This window comes from Roseobacter sp., assembly GCF_024639605.1.
Classification (GTDB): domain Bacteria; phylum Pseudomonadota; class Alphaproteobacteria; order Rhodobacterales; family Rhodobacteraceae; genus Roseobacter.
Genome location: NZ_JAHEHZ010000076.1, coordinates 1 through 17455 on the forward strand (window position 1 = coordinate 1; position 17455 = coordinate 17455).

Here is a 17455-nt window from a genome sequence, read left to right on the forward strand (position 1 = left end):
GCGCGACTGGTCCACATAGGACAGATCCACCGTGTCGCCCATTTCGATGGTCCCGGAATCGGGTTTTTCCTGCCCGGTGAGCATTTTGAAGAGCGTGGATTTACCCGCGCCGTTGGGTCCGATCACGCCGACGATACCCCCGGGCGGCAGGGAGAAATCCAGCCCCTCGACCAGCAGCTTGTCGCCCATGTGTTTTGACAGCCCGTTGACCTCAATCACCTTGTTGCCAAGGCGCTGGCCGTTGGGAATGACGATTTGCGCCCGGCTGAGTTTTTCGCGCTCGGACTGGTCAGCCATCTCGTTATAGGCGTTGATCCGGGCCTTGGATTTCGCCTGACGGGCCTTGGCGCCCTGGCGCATCCATTCAAGTTCGCGCTCAAGCGTTTTCTGGCGGGATTTGTCCTCGCGGGCTTCCTGCGCCAGGCGTTTGGCTTTCTGCTCCAGCCAGGCGGAGTAGTTGCCCTCATAGGGGATGCCCTTGCCGCGGTCGAGTTCAAGGATCCAGCCGGTGATGTCATCGAGGAAGTAGCGGTCGTGGGTGACGATCAGGATCGTGCCTTTGTAATCCATGAGGTGCTGTTGCAGCCAGGCGATGGTTTCCGCATCGAGGTGGTTGGTCGGCTCGTCGAGGAGCAGCATATCAGGCGCTTCGAGCAGCAGCTTGCAGAGCGCCACACGGCGTGCCTCACCGCCAGAGAGTTTCGTTACATCAGCATCATCGGGCGGGCAGCGCAGGGCCTCCATCGACACGTCGATCTGGCTGTCGAGATCCCAGAGGTTGTCCGCGTCGATCTGGTCCTGCAGCTTTGCCATCTCATCGGCGGTCTCATCCGAGTAGTTCATCGCAAGCTCGTTATAACGATCGAGGACCGCTTTTTTGTCCGCAACGGCGAGCATGACGTTTTCGCGCACGGTGAGTTCGGGGTCGAGCTTGGGTTCCTGCGGCAGATAGCCGACGGTGGCGCCTTCTGCATGCCAGGCCTCGCCCTGAAATTCGGTGTCTAGTCCCGCCATGATCTTCATCAGCGTGGATTTACCCGCGCCGTTGACGCCTACCACGCCGATCTTCACCCCCGGCAGGAAGTTCAGGTGTATATTTTCAAAGCATTTTTTTCCGCCCGGATAGGTCTTTGAGACGCCGGACATGTGATAAACGTACTGATAGGCGGCCATGGGAATGCTCCTGATTCATCCTGTGCGAAGAGTTGCCGGGAGTGATAGCGAAGCTGCAAATGATGAGCAATGTGCGAAACGGGTTAGACCGGCCGTCACTGTCGTGTGCTGTGCCCTTTCAGGTGCGCTTTGACGGATTTTCCGACGGGCTGCGCATGGCGGCTTCAAGCAGAGCGGCGACTTCTGTGCGCTTCATGGCCCGTGCTGTGCCGAGCGCGTTTGTCGGCACATAGTCGTCGTCCATGACACCGGGGTCGGCGCCATTGTCCAGAAGGAAGCGGATAATCTTCGGAGAGGACCACGCGGCAGCATGGTGCAGCGCTGTGACACCAAGCGTGACACGCTGATTGATGTCGATGCCGGCATCGAGCAGCAGTTCAATTATTTCGCGTGTCACTGCGGCGGCCCGTGACGGGTCGCGCAGACCGGTGGGGTCAATACTGTGGGGGGCGTCGACCTCGGTTTGCAGCGCGGTCATCAGGGCGGTAAATCCCTCGTCGTCCATATAACGATAACGGACATCCGGGTTCTTGCTCAGCACCCAGGCCACGGCATCGGGTTTTGCAGTCTCAATGGCTGTGGAGAGCCAGTGCCGGTTCAGTCAGCCGTCGGTGCCGCATGGGAAATCACTCAGATGGGTGAGCTCTTCGAGCCGTGTAATATCGACCTCCTGAAACGCTTTGCAGGCGTTCATATAGGCGTTTATTGCAGGGTCGGTTGTGCCGGACGCCACGCCTGTCTCCTCCGAATTTACCGATCATCGGGAGAATGATCGCAGGGATGCACAGAAGGATGCCTGCCTTCTGCGGCGAAACTGTTGCCCGGCGGGGACCGCCATGCGCTGTGCCTGTCAGGATAAAGGGTATGGCAGGCCGGCATCTCCCGGACCCGATGCGGTGTGCGTGCGCGCGCCGCGTCGCTGGGGCCCGGCATTGACAAACACCGGTGCGCGCCGTTCAAGGTCATCCGGACAGAGCACGGGAGGATGCAGGGCGTGCGGCAGGGGTTTCCCACAGCACGAAGCGGCGAGGTCATTGGCCTTCTGGGCGGATCGTTCGATCCCGCGCATCGCGGGCATGTGCACATTACGCTTGAGGCGCTGAAGCGTTTTGGCCTTACGCGTGTGTGGTGGCTGGTGAGCCCGGGCAATCCGCTCAAAAAGCTTGGGCCTGCACCGCTGGAAACCCGCATGGCGCGCGCGCGCTCGGTGATGCAGCACCCGCGCGTGCAGATCACCGACATCGAGGCGCGTCTGGGCACGCGCTACACCGCCGAAACGCTTACGACCCTGCGGGCGCTTTACCCGGGCGTCCGATTTGTTTGGCTGATGGGGGCGGATAACCTGGCGCAGTTGCACCGCTGGCAGGACTGGCGGCAAATCGTTGAAACGGTGCCTTTGGGGGTGCTGGCCCGCCCGGGCGACAGGATTTCCGCGCGGATGAGCAGGGCTGCCCGCGTCTATGATACCAGCCGCATCCCGGGGCGCGAAAGTCAGCGTCTGGCGCGCGCGACGGCCCCGGCCTGGTGTTTTGTCAACGTCCCTATGATAGCCCAGTCATCCAGTGAAATCCGCGCGGCGGGGGGCTGGAACGGCTGACCGGCAACACCCGCGATGATTGTCAGATTTGTGATATCACGCCCTGTTGTGCAGGCGCGCGCAGTGAGGTTACCTTGCGCTCATGAGCAGACGAAACCGACAAAATCTCACGCGCAGGCTCTTTCTGACCGGGGTCGCAGCGGGCCTTGGGTTCTCTGCCGGTGCGGAAGGCCTTCTTACGTCGCCGCGTCCGGTTCTGCGCGGCGCGCCGCGCCCGCCTGAAGCTGACAACCTGCTGAAGCAGGCCCGGATCAGCGGCGATGTGGTCTGGGCTGTGGCGGACGCAAAGACAGGTGAATTTCTGGATGCTCATATGCCCGATACCGCACTGGCCCCGGCCAGTGTGACCAAAGCCATTACTGCGCTTTATGCGCTGGATACTCTTGGTGCGCAGCATCGGTTTACCACCAGAATTATCGCGGCGGGTGAGGTCAAAAACGGGGTGCTTGACGGTCATCTGGTACTGGCAGGCGGGTGCGATCCTCTGATGGATACCAGTGATCTTGCAACTCTTGCGCTGCGTCTCAAAGAGACTGGTATCCGGGAAGTCCGCGGCGGATTTATCGTGCATGAAGGGCCGGTGGCCTCCTTGCCGTCGATTGATCCCGGCCAGCCCGATCACCTCGGGTATAACCCTGCAGTTTCGGGTATCGCACTCAATTTCAACCGAGTGCATTTTGAATGGAAACGGGTGTCGGGTGAATACGCGGTCACGATGGATGCGCGCGCAGGCAAATACCGACCCGATGTGGATGTGGCACAGATGCGGGTGCGCGACCGCAGCGCGCCGGTTTACACCTATGAAGACAGCATGAACCGCGATCTGTGGACCGTGGCGCGCAGTGCGTTGGGGCGCGAAGGCGCGCGGTGGCTGCCGGTGCGCAAACCGGGGCTTTACGCAGGTGAGGTTTTCGCAACACTGGCGCGCTCGAACGGTATTGTTCTGAAGGCGCCCGCTGTGTCGCGCAGTTTGCCGGCAGGCCGGACAGTCGCCCGGATCGAGAGCGCGCCGCTCAGCGATATCCTGCAGGCGATGCTGAAATACTCTAATAATCTCGTTGCCGAGATGGTGGGGCTTGCGGCTACACAGGTTCGCACCGGGCAGGCGGAAAGCCTCGCGGCGTCAGCAGCAGATATGAACGACTGGGCGCGTGAAGAGCTTGGGATGCGCATGCCTGCTTTTGCCGATCATTCCGGGCTTGGCAGCGCCAGCCGCATATCTGCGCGTGACATGGTGCTGGGTCTTTGTGCTGTGAAACATGCCTCGCTGCTCAGACCCCTGCTGAAACCGGTAAAACTCCTCGACGCTCAGGGGCGGACGATCAACAATCATCCGGTGAAAGCCGATGCCAAGACCGGTACGCTGAATTTTGTATCAGGTCTGGCTGGATATGTGACTGCTCCCGGCGGGCGGGAGCTGGTTTTTGCTTACTTCAGTGCGGATGAGAAAATCCGCGCGTCCATTCCGCGCGAAGCACGTGAACGCCCGCAGGGAGCCCGGACGTGGGCCTCGCGCTCGCGGCGGTTGCAACGACAGCTGATCATGAGCTGGGGGGCGCAGTTCAGCAGTCCGGGATAGCACCGGCGCACGTCTATTGCCAAATTTTAGCCTGAAACCTCTGTCATGCTGCGCTTGTGACGAAATATGACATCCCCCCTCTCGACCGGTTGCTCAGGGGCATCTCCACCAATCACGTGGACACAGTACGCAGCGCCTGGGGCGAGCTTTTAAGCGCGAAGGCGCCGGCGACCGGTCAGGTAATTGCGAAACTGGCCTCTCCGGTCTGGGAGGAGCCACCGCGCGGGCCGTCGGGGCCGTTTTTTGGTGTGCTGCTGGCGTTGCTGGATACGCTTGATCCTGCGGCGTTTGAAACCACGGTCGGCAGGCTGCGTAAACGCCGTCTGAGCCCGTTGCACAGGCGCACACTGGAGGTTGTCGCACAGCGCGTTGGTGAGACACCTGACTGTTATATCGGTGACGGTACGCCGGTTTATATCTCAAAGGACATCGCCGCGCCGGCGATTGTTCAGGCCAACCTGATCAGATGGAGCGGGACGCGCGGGCTGGCGCTTGACGGGGTCACCCGGATCGATGTGATCGGCCGCGCCGCACATCTCGATTACCTCGGACTCTACAATATGTTCTTCTCAGGAATTGTGCTGACATGGCCGGTGAGGCCACAGCGTGGTCTGCGCCTCTGGTTTGAAAAGCTGAGCGCCGAATTCACATTTTATCACGAGATCGGGCATCACGTGTCTGGCCACTCCGAAGGCGGACAGGTTGCGCAACAGGAAAAAGAAGCTGACGATTATGCGCGGCGTCTGATGCGGCGTTCGCGCCCGGTGCTGACGTTTACGGGGCGTATGTTGCTCTGGCCTTTTGCGCCCGCGATCCGTCGGCTCAAAGCGGCAAATCACCCGTCAGAACGCGCGGGCTGAGATCCGAAGCTGAGCTTTTCAGGTCACGTGGCGCGCGCGGGCGCCGCGTTCAATTGCGGCTGCCGCGAGCCTGTCGAGGGATAGCTCATAGCGGATTTCTTCGAGCAGCCGCAGTTCGGTTTCTCCCAGGGTGCCGTCGGCTGCCGCCACATCGCAGGCCAGCGCATATGCGGTCTCGAAGAGCCGTTCAGGCAGGCTGTCGCGGATCAGACCAAAAAGCGCATCGAGCCCGTCTTCCTGCTCGAAAAGATCAAAGACCACCTGGCTCACCACCGTCAGGCGGTCATCATCGTAATCGGCAAAAACAGGCAGCGTCTGCACCGCGGTTTCAATTTTCACCAGCTCGGTGGTGCGGATGTCCTCGTCGGAGGCTGAGATCGCTATCATCAGCGCCACGAGACTGTCCTGCGGGCTGAAAGCATGGGCGGGGTCATCATTCACGGGCTGGGTGCTTTCATAGGGCTGACGGTTGCGCGCAATTTATTGACGCCGGAGGGGCAACGCAATAGGGACGGGCGAAACCCTGCGCAGAGGGCGCAGAACCCGAACCCGGAGCCGAGAATGTCCCAGTCACGTGACGCCGCAATGACCAGTAAAGCATGGCCTTTCGAGGAAGCGCGCCGGGTGCTCAAGCGCTATGAAAAGGCGCCGCCGGAAAAGGGCTATGTGCTCTTTGAAACCGGCTACGGCCCCAGCGGTCTGCCGCATATCGGTACATTCGGCGAAGTGGCGCGGACCAGTATGGTGATGCGGGCGTTTCAGGAAATCTCTGATATTCCGACGCGTCTGATCTGTTTCTCGGACGATCTGGACGGGATGCGCAAGGTGCCGGGAAACGTGCCGAACCCCGAAAGCCTGGCGGAGCATCTTCAGCGGCCGCTGACCTCGGTGCCGGACCCTTTCGGTACACATGAAAGTTTCGGGCACCACAACAATGCCATGCTGCGGCGGTTCCTCGATACTTTCGGGTTCGAGTATGAATTCATCTCGGCCACCGAGTTCTATAACACCGGGAAGTTCGACGAAATTTTGCTGCGTGCGACGCAGAAGTACGATGAGATCATGCAGGTCATGCTGAAATCGCTGCGCGAGGAACGGCGTCAGACCTATTCGATTTTCCTGCCCATTCATCCGGACACCGGTCGTGTGATGTACGTCCCGGTGAAGCACGTGAACGCGGCGGACGGCACAATCACGTTTGACGATGACGACGGAACAGAAATGACGCTGCCGGTCACGGGGGGCAATGTGAAGCTGCAGTGGAAGCCCGATTTCGGCGCGCGCTGGGCAGCCCTGGGTGTCGATTTCGAGATGTACGGCAAGGATCACTCCACCAACACGCCGATTTACGACAAAATCTGTCGTATTCTCGGACATCGACCGCCGGAGCACTTTACCTATGAGCTTTTTCTTGATGAGAACGGGCAGAAAATCTCCAAGACCTCCGGTAATGGCGTCAGTATTGATGAATGGCTGACCTATGCCAGCACGCAGAGCCTGTCGTATTTTATGTATCTCAAGCCCAAAACCGCCAAGCGGATGTATTTTGATGTCATCCCGAAAGCCGTTGACGAGTACCATCAGCAACTGCGCGCCTTTCCCGGACAGGATATTGTTCAGCAGTTAAACAATCCGGTCTGGCACATCCATGGCGGCAATGTGCCGACCTCTGATATGGTGGTGCCTTTCTCGATGCTGCTTAATCTTGCCAGCGTTTCGGGGGCCGAGGATAAGTCACAACTCTGGGGCTTCATTCAGCGCTATGCGCCTGACACCAATGCAGAAAACAATCCTGATATGGATGCCGCTGTGGGTCATGCCCTGCGTTATTATGCCGATTTCGTAAAGCCGCAGAAGGTGTATCGCGCCCCGACAGACCTCGAGCGTGAAGCTCTGACGGATCTGCGGGATCAGCTCAGCGCCTGGGAGGGACCAACGGATGATGAGGCGCTTCAGTCAGTTGTTTACGCCTGCGGCCGCGAGCGGTTTGATCCAATGCGGGCCTGGTTTACGGCGCTTTATGAAGTTCTGCTCGGGGCGAGCCAGGGCCCGCGGTTTGGCGGATTTATCGCTCTTTATGGAGTGGCCGAAACGGTGGCACTGATTGACGCTGCGCTGAGTGGCAAACTTGTGGATAACAGCTGAAACTCTTGCCACGCGGCTTTCGTGGCTTACCCTTGACGGGCAGCGACGAGGAGAGATGACATGCGCGCGGCACTAATCGGACTGATCACAACGGTACTGATGGCATTTCCTGCCCTCTCGGAGCCTGCGGACATTGAAGCGGTCATAGACCGCCAGTTATTGGCGCTCAGCGCAGATGATTTTGAGGAAGCTTTTACTTTCGCGAGCCCTGGTCTTCAGCAACTTTTCCAGTCGCCGGAGAATTTCCAGCGCATGGTCGTGACAGGCTATCCGATGGTCTGGCGGTTCTCTGAGGTGCGGTTTCTTGAACTGCGCGAAGAAGGCGGAGCGTTCTGGCAAAAAGTAATGATTACCGATCAGAACGGCGTGGTGCATCTTCTGGATTACCGGATGCTGGAGACCGCAGACGGGTGGAGGATCAACGGTGTGCAGATCCTCGACAGCGCGCAAATGAATGTCTGAACCTCGGCCAGGCTGAACGACTGACGCCGTATGTCAGGTCCCCACCGACCTGCGGGTGCAGGTCCGTGCGTTCGGGCGCGTTAACCTCAGAATTCGCGCCAGATGCCAAGTTTGAGACGCGTATCACCGCCGCCGGCGACCGGATATTCGAGCCCGATCTGAAAGGTTGTCTTGCTGTCCGGACGCGGCAGGATCAGAATGGAAGGGGCCAGCTGCGCATAATGTTCGCTGTCTTCGAATGTGTTGAACATCTGAATCATCGCTTTGACCTGCGGGGTTAAACCCATGCCGAAGGTGCCGTCGATTTTTATTCGCGTGGTTGCCGGTGCGCTGGCGAAATTGACGCTGCTTTCCACTGTGGCCCAGCCCCAGCGTTCGCCCCAGGCGACCCCGCGCCCCCAGCTCAGTCCGAACTGAAATGCGGGAGACAATTCCAGGCCGGTGTACCGCCCGCCCAGTCCCGCGTGCCAGGCAAAGCGTTGTGTCCCGTCCGTGGACCCGAGCGGGAAGCGCAAAAATACCACGCCGGCGCCGTCAGCAGCCCCGGTGCGGTCCAGACCCATGCTGAGGTCGAGCCCGAGGTTGATGGTGTCCGTAAGGCCATACTCAGCGTAGATGCTGCCGGAGGTATCCTTGCTTTGTGAGACAGTGCCGGATGTTGATGCAAAACCAGTGCCTTTTTCACGCAACCAGGGGCCTGCTGCGGCCGGTGCAGCAGTCAGCAGGCAGAGCAGAAATGCCGTCAGAGCTGTTCGCATCGGTATCCTTCCCGTCATGCATCATGGTTAACGATCGTTAACAAATGGTTACGGGAGGCGATGTGCGGGAAATGCGGGTGATGAGGTTGCGGCACGCGTAAGGAGGCCGGTTCGCATAATCGTAGCCAGACGCTCTGGCACCGCGGGTTAGCATGCTGCGAGATGCCTCAGACTCCGGCTTCAACTTTGCAGTTGCGGAAAGCAGCAACAGCCGGTGCTGCACCGGCCAGCGAGAAACTCACTTCTGCCGTTCCGAGAATGGCGGCCACCCGGTCGTTGTACTGCAGCCCGTTGAGTAAATTCCCGAAGCCGCGATCAGAGACCGTGACCGACCGACCGTCCCGCGACGGTATGTGCCGGTCGGTGGAGATCTGAAGTGGCCGGTCGCCCACAAAGGACATCGAGAAAAGCGGCGCGCTGTCAAACGGCGCGGCTTGTGAGACCGTCACCGTATAAAGCGGCCGGGTCGGATCATAGGTGAGTTCAATCGCTGCGGTATCGCTGGCGTGGCGCAGCACGCAGGGCAGGCCTGGCGTAAACTCCCACGCGGCAGCGGGTGAGGCGGTCAGAAAAAGGATCAGCAATCTCGTCATAGGCAAGTCAGATAGCGCTCCGGCGCGTCCGAGCCACATGGCATTCAGGAGCCGCCAGAATTTTTTTTGGAACTTCTTTGCAGCAGCAGTGGTTTACATCTCAACAGCCCGGCAGCCTTCTAAAGGTACGAGCCGCGCAAAACAGATTACGGAAGGAAATAAAATGAAAAAGACAGCTCTTATTCTCGGCGGCGTTGTTGTCGTACTCGGCCTCGCAGCAGCATCCTATATGGTTGACATTGATCAGACCGAAGAAGCCAGCCTGCCTGACGTTGATGTCAGTGTCGAAGGCGGCAATCTGCCCGAATTTGAGGCCGAAGTTGGTTCAGTTACCGTGACGGAAGAAACCGCAACCGTACCTGTGCCGGACGTTGACGTTTCTGTCGATCAGGCTGAGGTAACTGTGCCCGGCATCGAAATCACACCGCCTGAAGACGACGATCAAATCGCGTCTAACTAAGCTTCCGGCCTTACGGGCCTTGTCAGACGATATGAAAGGCCTCTCCGGTATCCGGGGAGGCCTTATCTTCAGTAAGATGCTTTATCCGCGCCGTTTGCGCTTTACACCGCCGCGCATACCACCGCGGCCCATCGTGCTGCGACCCGAGGCTTTCTGCGCATCATCAACGGCTTTGTCGACAGCCTGCTGACGCGCCATAGGGTCGTCCGCGATCGCAAGATCGACCGCTTCGAGACGTTTGACCTCGTCACGCAGGCGTGCGGCCTCTTCGAACTCCAGGTTTTCCGCCGCTTTTCGCATGTCGGTACGCAATCCATCCAGAACGGCCTGCAGATTGCCGCCGGCCATCGGATTGTCGACCTTTGCGGTCACGCGGTTCATATCCACGTCGCCTTTGTAAAGCCCGGCGAGGATATCCTCGACGTTCTTTTTGACTGTTTGCGGCGTGATCCCGTGCTCCTGGTTATAAGCAAGCTGTCTGGCGCGGCGTCTGTCGGTTTCTCCGATCGCCCGCTCCATCGAGCCAGTAATGCGATCGGCGTACATGATTACCCGCCCGTCCGCGTTACGCGCAGCACGTCCGACGGTCTGAATGAGCGAGGTTTCCGAGCGCAGAAAGCCCTCTTTATCCGCATCGAGAATGGCCACAAGACCACATTCGGGAATATCGAGCCCTTCGCGCAGCAGGTTGATGCCGATCAGCACGTCAAAAGCCCCAAGGCGCAGGTCCCGCAGGATCTCAATGCGTTCGATGGTATCGATATCGCTGTGCATGTAGCGCACGCGGATGCCCTGTTCGTGCATGTATTCGGTCAGGTCCTCAGCCATGCGTTTAGTGAGTGTCGTCACCAGCGTACGATATCCTGCGGCGGCAACTTTGCGTACCTCATCCAGCAGATCATCGACCTGCATCTCAACCGGGCGAATTTCAATTTCGGGGTCGATGAGGCCGGTGGGCCGGATGATCTGTTCGGTGAAGACGCCGCCTGCCTGTTCGATTTCCCACGACGCGGGCGTGGCGGAGACAAAGACCGACTGCGGGCGCATGGCGTCCCATTCCTCGAACTTGAGGGGACGATTGTCCATGCAGGAGGGCAGGCGGAAGCCGTGCTCTGCCAGGGTGAATTTGCGTCGGTAGTCGCCTTTGTACATGCCGCCGATCTGCGGCACCGACACGTGAGATTCGTCTGCAAAAACAATGGCATGATCCGGGATGAATTCAAAAAGCGTCGGGGGCGGCTCTCCCGGTGCACGGCCCGTGAGATAGCGCGAATAGTTCTCGATCCCGTTGCAGACGCCGGTGGCTTCCAGCATCTCGAGATCGAAGTTGGTACGCTGTTCCAGACGCTGCGCTTCAAGCAGTTTACCGTCTTTCACCAGCTGATCGAGCCGGATCCGCAGCTCTTTTTTGATGCCGATCACGGCCTGCTGCATTGTTGGCTTGGGCGTTACGTAGTGCGAATTCGCATAGACGCGGATCTGGTCAAAGGTGTCGGTTTTTTCGCCGGTCAGCGGGTCAAACTCGGTGATACTTTCCAGTTCCTCGCCAAAGAAAGACAGCCGCCAGGCGCGGTCTTCGAGGTGGGCGGGGAAAATCTCGAGACTGTCGCCGCGCACCCGAAACGAGCCGCGCTGGAAAGCCTGATCGTTGCGGCGGTATTGCTGGGCCACCAGATCGGCCATGACCTGGCGCTGATCGTAGCTTGATCCGACCTTCAGGTCCTGCGTCATGGCACCATAGGTTTCCACCGATCCGATACCGTAGATGCACGATACAGAGGCCACGATGATCACATCATCGCGTTCCAGCAGAGCGCGGGTCGCGGAGTGGCGCATCCGGTCGATCTGTTCGTTGATCTGGCTTTCTTTCTCGATGTAGGTATCTGACCGGGCGACGTAGGCTTCGGGCTGATAATAGTCGTAATAGGACACGAAATACTCGACTGCGTTGTCCGGAAAAAACCCTTTGAATTCGCCGTAAAGCTGGGCTGCAAGTGTCTTGTTCGGCGCAAGAATGATGGCCGGGCGCTGAGTTTTTTCGATAACTTTGGCCATAGTAAAAGTTTTGCCGGTGCCGGTCGCCCCAAGCAGAACCTGGTCGCGTTCGCCTGAGACGAGGCCATCGGAAAGCTCGGTGATCGCGGTCGGCTGGTCGCCGGCCGGCTCGAATTCCGTTTTAAGCACGAACTTTCTGCCGCCTTCCAGCTTTGGCCGGCTGCGGACATCTGGCGCGGGGTTGGCCATGACGGCCGTGGCTTCCGAAGAATCGGTCTGGGCGTAGGGCATATGCACTCCGTGGGGGTCGTGCCTAAGGTGTCACGTTTTGCCGCGCGTTCAAGAGCCGCCGGCGCACAGCTGACAGAAACTGACAGTTAGTGCCGGAGTTTCTTTGAGAACCATGTTGCCGTATGGTCAGGCAAAGAGCGGAACGTGGACGAAATCATGCAGAGCCGGCTGGCGGTTATCATGTTTGCCGACATCGTGGGATTTTCCGCCATGATGGAAGCCGATCAGGCGGGCACCGTCCGGATTGTGCGCGCGCTTCGGTCGGATACGTTTGAGCCGGTGATCACGGCGCATGGCGGCCAGATCCTCAAGCGGCTCGGAGATGGCTGGATCATCGGCTTTGCATCGGTCGCAGCATGCGTGGACGCTGCGATGCAGGCTCAGAAAGCACTCCTGAGCGTCCCGGGCGTGCACCTGCGCGTCGGGTGTCATATCGGCGATATCGTTCAGGATGATGAGGATATTTACGGCAGCGGGATCAATATCGCCGAGCGGATTCAGGCCGAAGCCCCGCCGGGCGGTGTCATGGTCTCTGAAGATGTGCACCGCCAGCTCTCGGGGGCAGCAGCCGGGGCGCTCAGGGAAGCCGGCGTCTTCAGACTGAAAAACATCTCTGCGCCGGTGCGGCTTTATCAGTGGCGCCCGGCTGATCAGACTTCTGCGAACACCGGAGAGGCGACGTCAATCGCTGTGGCCGCCATCGAATACGCGCCACGGGATGCCGATACCGCTTCCATCGCCGGTGATCTGCGCGAACAGCTTTTTGTGCGTCTGTCGCGGCGAACCGGAATTGTTGTCTATGACGCGTCGGCCCGCGACGTGGGAGATGCGACTTATGATCTGCGCAGCAGGCTCCGGGTCGCCGGGGACCGCGGCAGGCTCAGCCTTACCCTTGTCCTGCGCTCAGACGGACGGCCCGTCTGGTCGGAAAGCTATGACCGCAGCACGGCGGACATTTTCGATTTCTGTGACGGGGTGCTGGAACGTGCGGAATCAGATCTGCGGCTGCAGACAAACGCTTTCGACGGTGACCGGCTTGCGCATATCCCGGATGAAGCGCTGAGCGTGTCCGAACTGCGCTCCCGCGCGGCACAGCTCTTTTACAGGGTGTCCTATGAAAGCTGGATCCACGGCCGCAATCTGATGCGTCGCGCGCTGCAGCTGAACCCGGGGGATGGTGTGGCGCTTGCCATGCTCGCGGAGGCGGAGGTCATGCTGGCTGCCGCGCGGTATGAGCAGGTTCCGCAAGACCTCAGCGAGGAACTGGCGCGCGGGCTCGATCACGCGGTCGAGCAGAACCCGGGCAGTGATTATGTGTTCTGGGCGCGCGGGATCTTCCGGGTAATCTGTACCGACGATATCCGCGGCGCGCGTGCTGATCTGGAGAGCTCGCGTCGCAACAATCCCGCCTATACCGAAGCGCATGAACTGGAAGGCCATATCCTGATGGCCGAAGGGGACTGCGCGGGTGCCGCCAGGCAGTTTGAGGTGTTTCAGAACCAGTCACAGAATCCGCTGTTGCCAAACCGGCTGTTTCTGAACGCTGTTGCGCTTTACTGTGATGGCCGGGCCGGGGAGGCGATGACCCTTGCGCGCCGGGCCGCTGATGTCAGGCCCGGCGACCGGGTGCTGCATGCGATGGTCGCCCGTGCGGCCCGTGCTGCCGGTGACGATGAAACGGCAGACAGATATCGCGCCCGCGCCGACGGTCTTGATCGTGCGCCATCGATCTGCGCCCGTGCGCCTCTCGTTCCGGAGGCGCATCACGATCTGGTGCGGGCACTGGCACGCGAACAGCGTCCGGGCTGAGGCCGGGATCACAGCAATCCCAGTGTCCGGAAAGAACTTTCGGCGTTCTTGCCGATAATAACGTGATCATGCACCCGGGTATCGATGGCCTGGCAGGCCAGCACGATATTATCAGTCATCTCAATGTCGGAGTTGCTGGGCGAGGGATCGCCTGAGGGGTGGTTATGCACCAGAATAAGCGCCGCCGCATTGAGCTCCAGCGCGCGTTTGACGACCTCGCGGGGGTAAACCGGCACATGGTTGATGGTGCCGCGCGCCTGCTCCTCATCAGCGATCACGACGTTCTTGTTGTCGAGAAAGAGGATGCGGAACTGTTCTGTGTCGCGATGCGCCATCGAGGTGCGGCAGTAATCAATCAGGTCGTCCCAGCAAGAGAGCACACAACGCTGCAGCACCCGTGCCTGGGCCATCCGCTGGGCGAAAGCTTCGACAAGGCGAAGCTGAAAATACACCTTGCGCGTCGTCCCGCGTACCTGCAGCAGGCGATGCTCTGATGCTGCCACCACGCCGTTGAGGTCGCCGAAAGTTTCCAGGAGTTTTTTGGCAAGCGGTTTGACGTCAATCCGTTCGATCGCATTGCACAGCAGCAGCTCCAGCAGCTCATATTCCGGCATCGGTGCGTGACCGCCGGTGAGAAACCGGGTCCGCAGGCGCTGCCGGTGCCCGGTATAATGGGGTGAGGGCCCGCCGCCCCGGGTGGCGAATTCACCTTGTGCGAGTGGCTTTGTTTCGGCCCATGCCGGGATGCGCTGGTCCAGATCCTGCAACCCGCGCAGGGCTTCTTCGGAAAATCCGCTGCTTCTGTTTGTCACGACCCTGGTCCCTTCTCCTGTTCACGGCCCGCAGGCGAGTGTGAAACGGGATGGTTAGCGAACGGTTAACGCGGGACCTCTAATGGGCTCATGCGACAAATCTGCCGCAAAACGCATCTTGCCCCGGTATCCAGATACCCGGTATGATGCGCGCAGCCGACAGGAGAGCTTCGACATGCGCGCACGCATCTATCAGCCAGCGAAAACCGCCATGTCTTCGGGCATGGCCAAAACCCATACATGGGTGCTGGATTTTGCTCAGGCCTCTGCGCGTGAGGTTGATCCGCTGATGGGGTGGACATCCTCTGACGATACGCAGAGTCAGGTCCGCATGCGCTTTAAAACCAAAGAAGCCGCGGTTGAATATGCGCGCGAAAACGGGATACCAGCCGAGGTGCAGGAGCCCAAAAAGCGCAAGCCCAATATCCGGCCAGGCGGCTATGGCGAGAATTTCGCAACCGGTCGTCGCGGCGCCTGGACGCACTGATGACTGAGTTTGTCCGCGTTCGCGCGGATGCCCCGGATGTCGCACGTTTGCTGACGCGTCACTTTGAGCTGATGCGGTCCCAGAGCCCTCCCGAAAGCTGCCACGTTCTGCCCGGCGATGCTCTGAATGCGCCTGATATCACGTTGTATGCCCTGCGGGACGCGGATGAGGCCGTGGCCGTCGGGGCAATCCGCAAGACGGATGACGGAGCGACGGCCCGGGGCGAGCTGAAATCCATGCATACCGCTCAGGAGCGACGCGGTGAGGGGCTTGCCCGGCACCTGTTGCGCGGCATGATCAGTGAGGCGCGTTCAGCCGGCATAACTGTGCTGAACCTCGAGACCGGAGCTGGCGAGGAGCACGCGGCAGCGCGCCGGCTTTATTTGTCCGAAGGCTTCCGGGAATGTCCGCCTTTCGGCGAATATATCAGCGACCCGCTGAGCGTTTTCATGACACGCGGGATCTGACACTTGCGCCATCGCGCCGGCTGCGGCATGAGTGTCGCAGCGGTCCCTTAGCTCAACTGGATAGAGCAGCTGACTTCTAATCAGCAGGTTGAGGGTTCGAGTCCTTCAGGGATCGCCAGATTTTCACGAAATGCGTAATTTCCTGAGGATGGTGGCCTCTGCCCGGGGTCAGAGCAGGGCATCGACCTCGGTCCGGGTTGGCATTGCGGGTGCTGTACCCTTGCGGGTGACGGAGATGCCTGCCGTGGCACAGCCGATCTGCACCGCGCGTTCCGGGGAGAGCCCTTCGGCCAGGGCTGCGGCGAAGGCGCCGTTGAAGGCGTCGCCCGCGCCGGTGGTTTCTACCACGGCGCCGGCGCGCACCGCAGGCACAAGGCCATGACCGCTGAGATACGCGCCCTGTTCGCCCATCGTGATGATCGGTCGCTTCACACCTAGCGCAATCAGCGCGTCACAGGCTTTCTGTGCATCATCTGTGACACGCACGGCGACACCGGTCAGTGCTTCACACTCAGTCTCATTGGGTGTGACGTAATCGCACAGCGCCAGCATACCGTCCGGCAGAGGTGCGGCGGGGGCCGGGTTCAGCACCGTTGTCACGCCGGCGGCGCGGGCAATCTCAAGGCCCCGCACAGCAGCTTCCATCGGTTGTTCCAGTTGCGTGACAAAAATATCAGCGCTGCGGATCAGGTCTGCGTGGTCTTCGATGTCCTGCTCCGAGATCAGCGCCGCGGCGCCCGGAGCGATGATGATGGCATTGTCGCCGCTGCTCTCTTCGATGAAGATATAAGCGGCTCCGGTATAGCTTTCCGTCGTTTGCTGCACATGGGTGATCACGCCGGCCTCTGCCCATGTATCCAGTGCGAGCTTGCCGAAATCGTCCTGGCCCAAACGGGAGATTATATGCGTTTCTGCACCGATCCGTGCGCAGGCGACGGCCTGATTGGAGCCTTTTCCCCCTGGACCCAGAGCGAAGGAATTGCCCATGATCGTCTCGCCCATGCGCGGCATCCGGTCAGCGCGATAGGCCGTGTCGGCGACAAAAACGCCCAATATAACAACGGTCCCCATCCCTCAGCTCTCGTCCGGCGGAATAACGCCCTTGCGCAGTGCAAAACAGCCGTAAAACCGCCGCTCGCCGGTCTGGATCACCGCATAGGCCTGCTTTGAGCGGTCATAAAAGGCAAAGCGTTCTATGCTCATCATTTCCGGCCCCCCGGCTGCTGTCACCTCACCCTGAACCTCCTCCATCACCGGCAGGATCGTTTCGGGCTCATCGACAACTTCCATACGGGCGGCGGCATCATCAACAAAAGTGTCGATCGGATAGACCGAGAGTACGGCCCTGACGACCTCGGCGGCGGGACGGTCGATGCGCAGCACATGGCCCAGAACGGTGTCGCGGGCAACGCTGTCGGAGGGAAAGTTCGTATCCGCGATGATCAGATCATCCCCGTGCCCCATGGCGCGCAGGGCATAAAGCACATCAGCGTTCAGCAGGGGATCAAGTCCTTTAAGCATTGGTCGGGTCCTTTCCGGTTATGGATCGAAGGTCTTTGTTACGGCGCGGGCCATGGCGGCACCAATGACAGCATGGGCGGTGGCATCAAGGTGCACGCCGTCCACCGGGTCAGCTGCTGCTGCGTCATTCATATCGGCAAAGGCTGCCTGATTGTTCTCCGCCACGGCGCGCAGCAGGTCGGGCAGGGCTGCTGATTTCGCGGCCGCCCCGGCGAAGGTGTCCATGAAGACGCCGGTCTCCAGCACCCGCACCGGCGCGGCGAGCAGCACGGCAGGGGCCGCGCCGTCAGGGCCACAATCAGACCGGTGGATTTCCTGCACCACGCGCTGCAGACCCAGCGATATGTCATGTGCGGAAACGCCAAAGCGCGCCTTGAGATCATTGGTGCCCAGCATCACAATCACCAGATCAAGCGGCCGGTGTGTTTCGAGCAGTGCCTGCAGAA

Annotated in this window: 20 protein-coding genes and 1 tRNA gene; 10 read left to right on the plus strand and 11 right to left on the minus strand. The window is 60.1% G+C overall.

Annotated elements, in window-relative coordinates; all coding sequences use genetic code 11:
* From ettA to Q0M35_RS11215, 3 genes are all read right to left on the minus strand, one after another.
* Positions 1–1173, minus strand: a 1173-nt coding sequence (gene ettA, locus Q0M35_RS11205; protein ID WP_295315203.1) for an energy-dependent translational throttle protein EttA, incomplete at its 3' end; no start/stop codon positions are given.
* Positions 1174–1291: 118 nt separating this feature from the next.
* Positions 1292–1723 (minus strand): ankyrin repeat domain-containing protein, encoded by a 432-nt coding sequence (locus Q0M35_RS11210; RefSeq protein ID WP_295315205.1) that lies wholly within the window; start codon positions 1721–1723, stop codon positions 1292–1294.
* Between the two features lie 51 nt (positions 1724–1774).
* Positions 1775–1906, minus strand: coding sequence for a hypothetical protein (locus tag Q0M35_RS11215; RefSeq protein ID WP_295315207.1), 132 nt, complete (start codon positions 1904–1906; stop codon positions 1775–1777).
* 261 nt (positions 1907–2167) lie between these two features.
* Here Q0M35_RS11215 and Q0M35_RS11220 point away from each other — a divergent pair, with 261 nt between their 5' ends.
* The 3 genes from Q0M35_RS11220 to Q0M35_RS11230 all read left to right on the plus strand — a co-directional run bounded on the left by Q0M35_RS11220 (position 2168) and on the right by Q0M35_RS11230 (position 5209).
* Positions 2168–2770, plus strand: coding sequence for a nicotinate-nucleotide adenylyltransferase (locus tag Q0M35_RS11220; RefSeq protein WP_295315256.1), 603 nt, complete (start codon positions 2168–2170; stop codon positions 2768–2770).
* 82 nt (positions 2771–2852) lie between these two features.
* Positions 2853–4349, plus strand: coding sequence for a D-alanyl-D-alanine carboxypeptidase/D-alanyl-D-alanine-endopeptidase (gene dacB, locus Q0M35_RS11225; protein ID WP_295315209.1), 1497 nt, complete (start codon positions 2853–2855; stop codon positions 4347–4349).
* A 56-nt stretch (positions 4350–4405) separates the two neighbouring features.
* The gene (locus Q0M35_RS11230) at positions 4406–5209 is read left to right on the plus strand and encodes a hypothetical protein (RefSeq protein ID WP_295315212.1); all 804 of its coding nucleotides are present in this window, start codon (positions 4406–4408) and stop codon (positions 5207–5209) included.
* Between the two features lie 18 nt (positions 5210–5227).
* Here the strand turns inward: Q0M35_RS11230 and Q0M35_RS11235 are convergent, their stop codons facing one another.
* Positions 5228–5650 (minus strand): tellurite resistance TerB family protein, encoded by a 423-nt coding sequence (locus Q0M35_RS11235; protein WP_295315214.1) that lies wholly within the window; start codon positions 5648–5650, stop codon positions 5228–5230.
* 120 nt (positions 5651–5770) lie between these two features.
* On the opposite strand from Q0M35_RS11235, the gene Q0M35_RS11240 reads away from it, so the two are divergent.
* Complete coding sequence (locus tag Q0M35_RS11240) at positions 5771–7354, plus strand: lysine--tRNA ligase (protein ID WP_295315216.1); 1584 nt, start codon at positions 5771–5773, stop codon at positions 7352–7354.
* Between the two features lie 60 nt (positions 7355–7414).
* On the plus strand, positions 7415–7816 hold the full coding sequence (locus Q0M35_RS11245) for a DUF4864 domain-containing protein (RefSeq protein WP_295315218.1): 402 nt from the start codon (positions 7415–7417) through the stop codon (positions 7814–7816).
* A gap of 86 nt (positions 7817–7902) precedes the next feature.
* Here the strand turns inward: Q0M35_RS11245 and Q0M35_RS11250 are convergent, their stop codons facing one another.
* Both Q0M35_RS11250 and Q0M35_RS11255 read right to left on the minus strand, forming a co-directional pair.
* On the minus strand, positions 7903–8574 hold the full coding sequence (locus Q0M35_RS11250) for a hypothetical protein (RefSeq protein WP_295315220.1): 672 nt from the start codon (positions 8572–8574) through the stop codon (positions 7903–7905).
* A gap of 167 nt (positions 8575–8741) precedes the next feature.
* Positions 8742–9167: a hypothetical protein gene (locus Q0M35_RS11255; RefSeq protein ID WP_295315258.1), complete on the minus strand. Its 426-nt coding sequence runs from the start codon at positions 9165–9167 to the stop codon at positions 8742–8744.
* Between the two features lie 163 nt (positions 9168–9330).
* On the opposite strand from Q0M35_RS11255, the gene Q0M35_RS11260 reads away from it, so the two are divergent.
* Entirely contained in the window at positions 9331–9627 is a 297-nt protein-coding gene (locus Q0M35_RS11260; protein WP_295315222.1) for a hypothetical protein, read from the plus strand.
* Between the two features lie 81 nt (positions 9628–9708).
* Here the strand turns inward: Q0M35_RS11260 and uvrB are convergent, their stop codons facing one another.
* Positions 9709–11913, minus strand: coding sequence for an excinuclease ABC subunit UvrB (uvrB, locus tag Q0M35_RS11265; protein ID WP_295315229.1), 2205 nt, complete (start codon positions 11911–11913; stop codon positions 9709–9711).
* Positions 11914–12057: 144 nt separating this feature from the next.
* Between uvrB and Q0M35_RS11270 the strand changes: the two genes are divergently transcribed.
* Positions 12058–13722 carry an adenylate/guanylate cyclase domain-containing protein gene (locus Q0M35_RS11270; RefSeq protein ID WP_295315234.1) on the plus strand — a complete coding sequence of 555 codons (1665 nt, stop codon included), beginning with the start codon at positions 12058–12060 and terminating at the stop codon, positions 13720–13722.
* A gap of 8 nt (positions 13723–13730) precedes the next feature.
* On the opposite strand, the gene radC is transcribed toward Q0M35_RS11270, so the two are convergent.
* Positions 13731–14534, minus strand: a complete 804-nt coding sequence (gene radC / locus Q0M35_RS11275) for a DNA repair protein RadC (protein WP_295315236.1) — start codon at positions 14532–14534, stop codon at positions 13731–13733.
* A gap of 175 nt (positions 14535–14709) precedes the next feature.
* On the opposite strand from radC, the gene Q0M35_RS11280 reads away from it, so the two are divergent.
* From Q0M35_RS11280 to Q0M35_RS11290, 3 genes are all read left to right on the plus strand, one after another.
* Positions 14710–15021, plus strand: a complete 312-nt coding sequence (locus Q0M35_RS11280) for an ETC complex I subunit (protein WP_295315242.1) — start codon at positions 14710–14712, stop codon at positions 15019–15021.
* On the plus strand, positions 15021–15488 hold the full coding sequence (locus tag Q0M35_RS11285) for a GNAT family N-acetyltransferase (RefSeq protein ID WP_295315248.1): 468 nt from the start codon (positions 15021–15023) through the stop codon (positions 15486–15488). The genes Q0M35_RS11280 and Q0M35_RS11285 overlap by 1 nt, the downstream gene beginning before the upstream one ends.
* Positions 15489–15529: 41 nt before the next feature.
* Positions 15530–15606 (plus strand) — tRNA-Arg (locus Q0M35_RS11290).
* A 50-nt stretch (positions 15607–15656) separates the two neighbouring features.
* Here the strand turns inward: Q0M35_RS11290 and rbsK are convergent.
* The 3 genes from rbsK to Q0M35_RS11305 form a co-directional block, all read right to left on the minus strand.
* Entirely contained in the window at positions 15657–16559 is a 903-nt protein-coding gene (rbsK, locus tag Q0M35_RS11295) for a ribokinase (protein WP_295315250.1), read from the minus strand.
* 3 nt (positions 16560–16562) lie between these two features.
* Positions 16563–17009 (minus strand): RbsD/FucU domain-containing protein, encoded by a 447-nt coding sequence (locus tag Q0M35_RS11300; RefSeq protein WP_295315252.1) that lies wholly within the window; start codon positions 17007–17009, stop codon positions 16563–16565.
* Positions 17010–17027: 18 nt separating this feature from the next.
* Positions 17028–17455: GDSL-type esterase/lipase family protein (locus Q0M35_RS11305; RefSeq protein ID WP_295315254.1), on the minus strand; the 428-nt coding region annotated here is incomplete at its 5' end.

Coding starts and splice junctions, on each gene's coding strand:
- dacB (WP_295315209.1), top strand. CDS start 2,853: ATGAGCAGACGAAACCGACAAAATCTCACGCGCAGGCTCTTTCTGACC.
- Q0M35_RS11240 (WP_295315216.1), top strand. CDS start 5,771: ATGTCCCAGTCACGTGACGCCGCAATGACCAGTAAAGCATGGCCTTTC.
- Q0M35_RS11245 (WP_295315218.1), top strand. CDS start 7,415: ATGCGCGCGGCACTAATCGGACTGATCACAACGGTACTGATGGCATTT.
- Q0M35_RS11250 (WP_295315220.1), bottom strand. CDS start 8,574: ATGCGAACAGCTCTGACGGCATTTCTGCTCTGCCTGCTGACTGCTGCA.
- Q0M35_RS11255 (WP_295315258.1), bottom strand. CDS start 9,167: ATGACGAGATTGCTGATCCTTTTTCTGACCGCCTCACCCGCTGCCGCG.
- Q0M35_RS11260 (WP_295315222.1), top strand. CDS start 9,331: ATGAAAAAGACAGCTCTTATTCTCGGCGGCGTTGTTGTCGTACTCGGC.
- uvrB (WP_295315229.1), bottom strand. CDS start 11,913: ATGCCCTACGCCCAGACCGATTCTTCGGAAGCCACGGCCGTCATGGCC.
- Q0M35_RS11280 (WP_295315242.1), top strand. CDS start 14,710: ATGCGCGCACGCATCTATCAGCCAGCGAAAACCGCCATGTCTTCGGGC.
- Q0M35_RS11285 (WP_295315248.1), top strand. CDS start 15,021: ATGACTGAGTTTGTCCGCGTTCGCGCGGATGCCCCGGATGTCGCACGT.
- rbsK (WP_295315250.1), bottom strand. CDS start 16,559: ATGGGGACCGTTGTTATATTGGGCGTTTTTGTCGCCGACACGGCCTAT.
- Q0M35_RS11300 (WP_295315252.1), bottom strand. CDS start 17,009: ATGCTTAAAGGACTTGATCCCCTGCTGAACGCTGATGTGCTTTATGCC.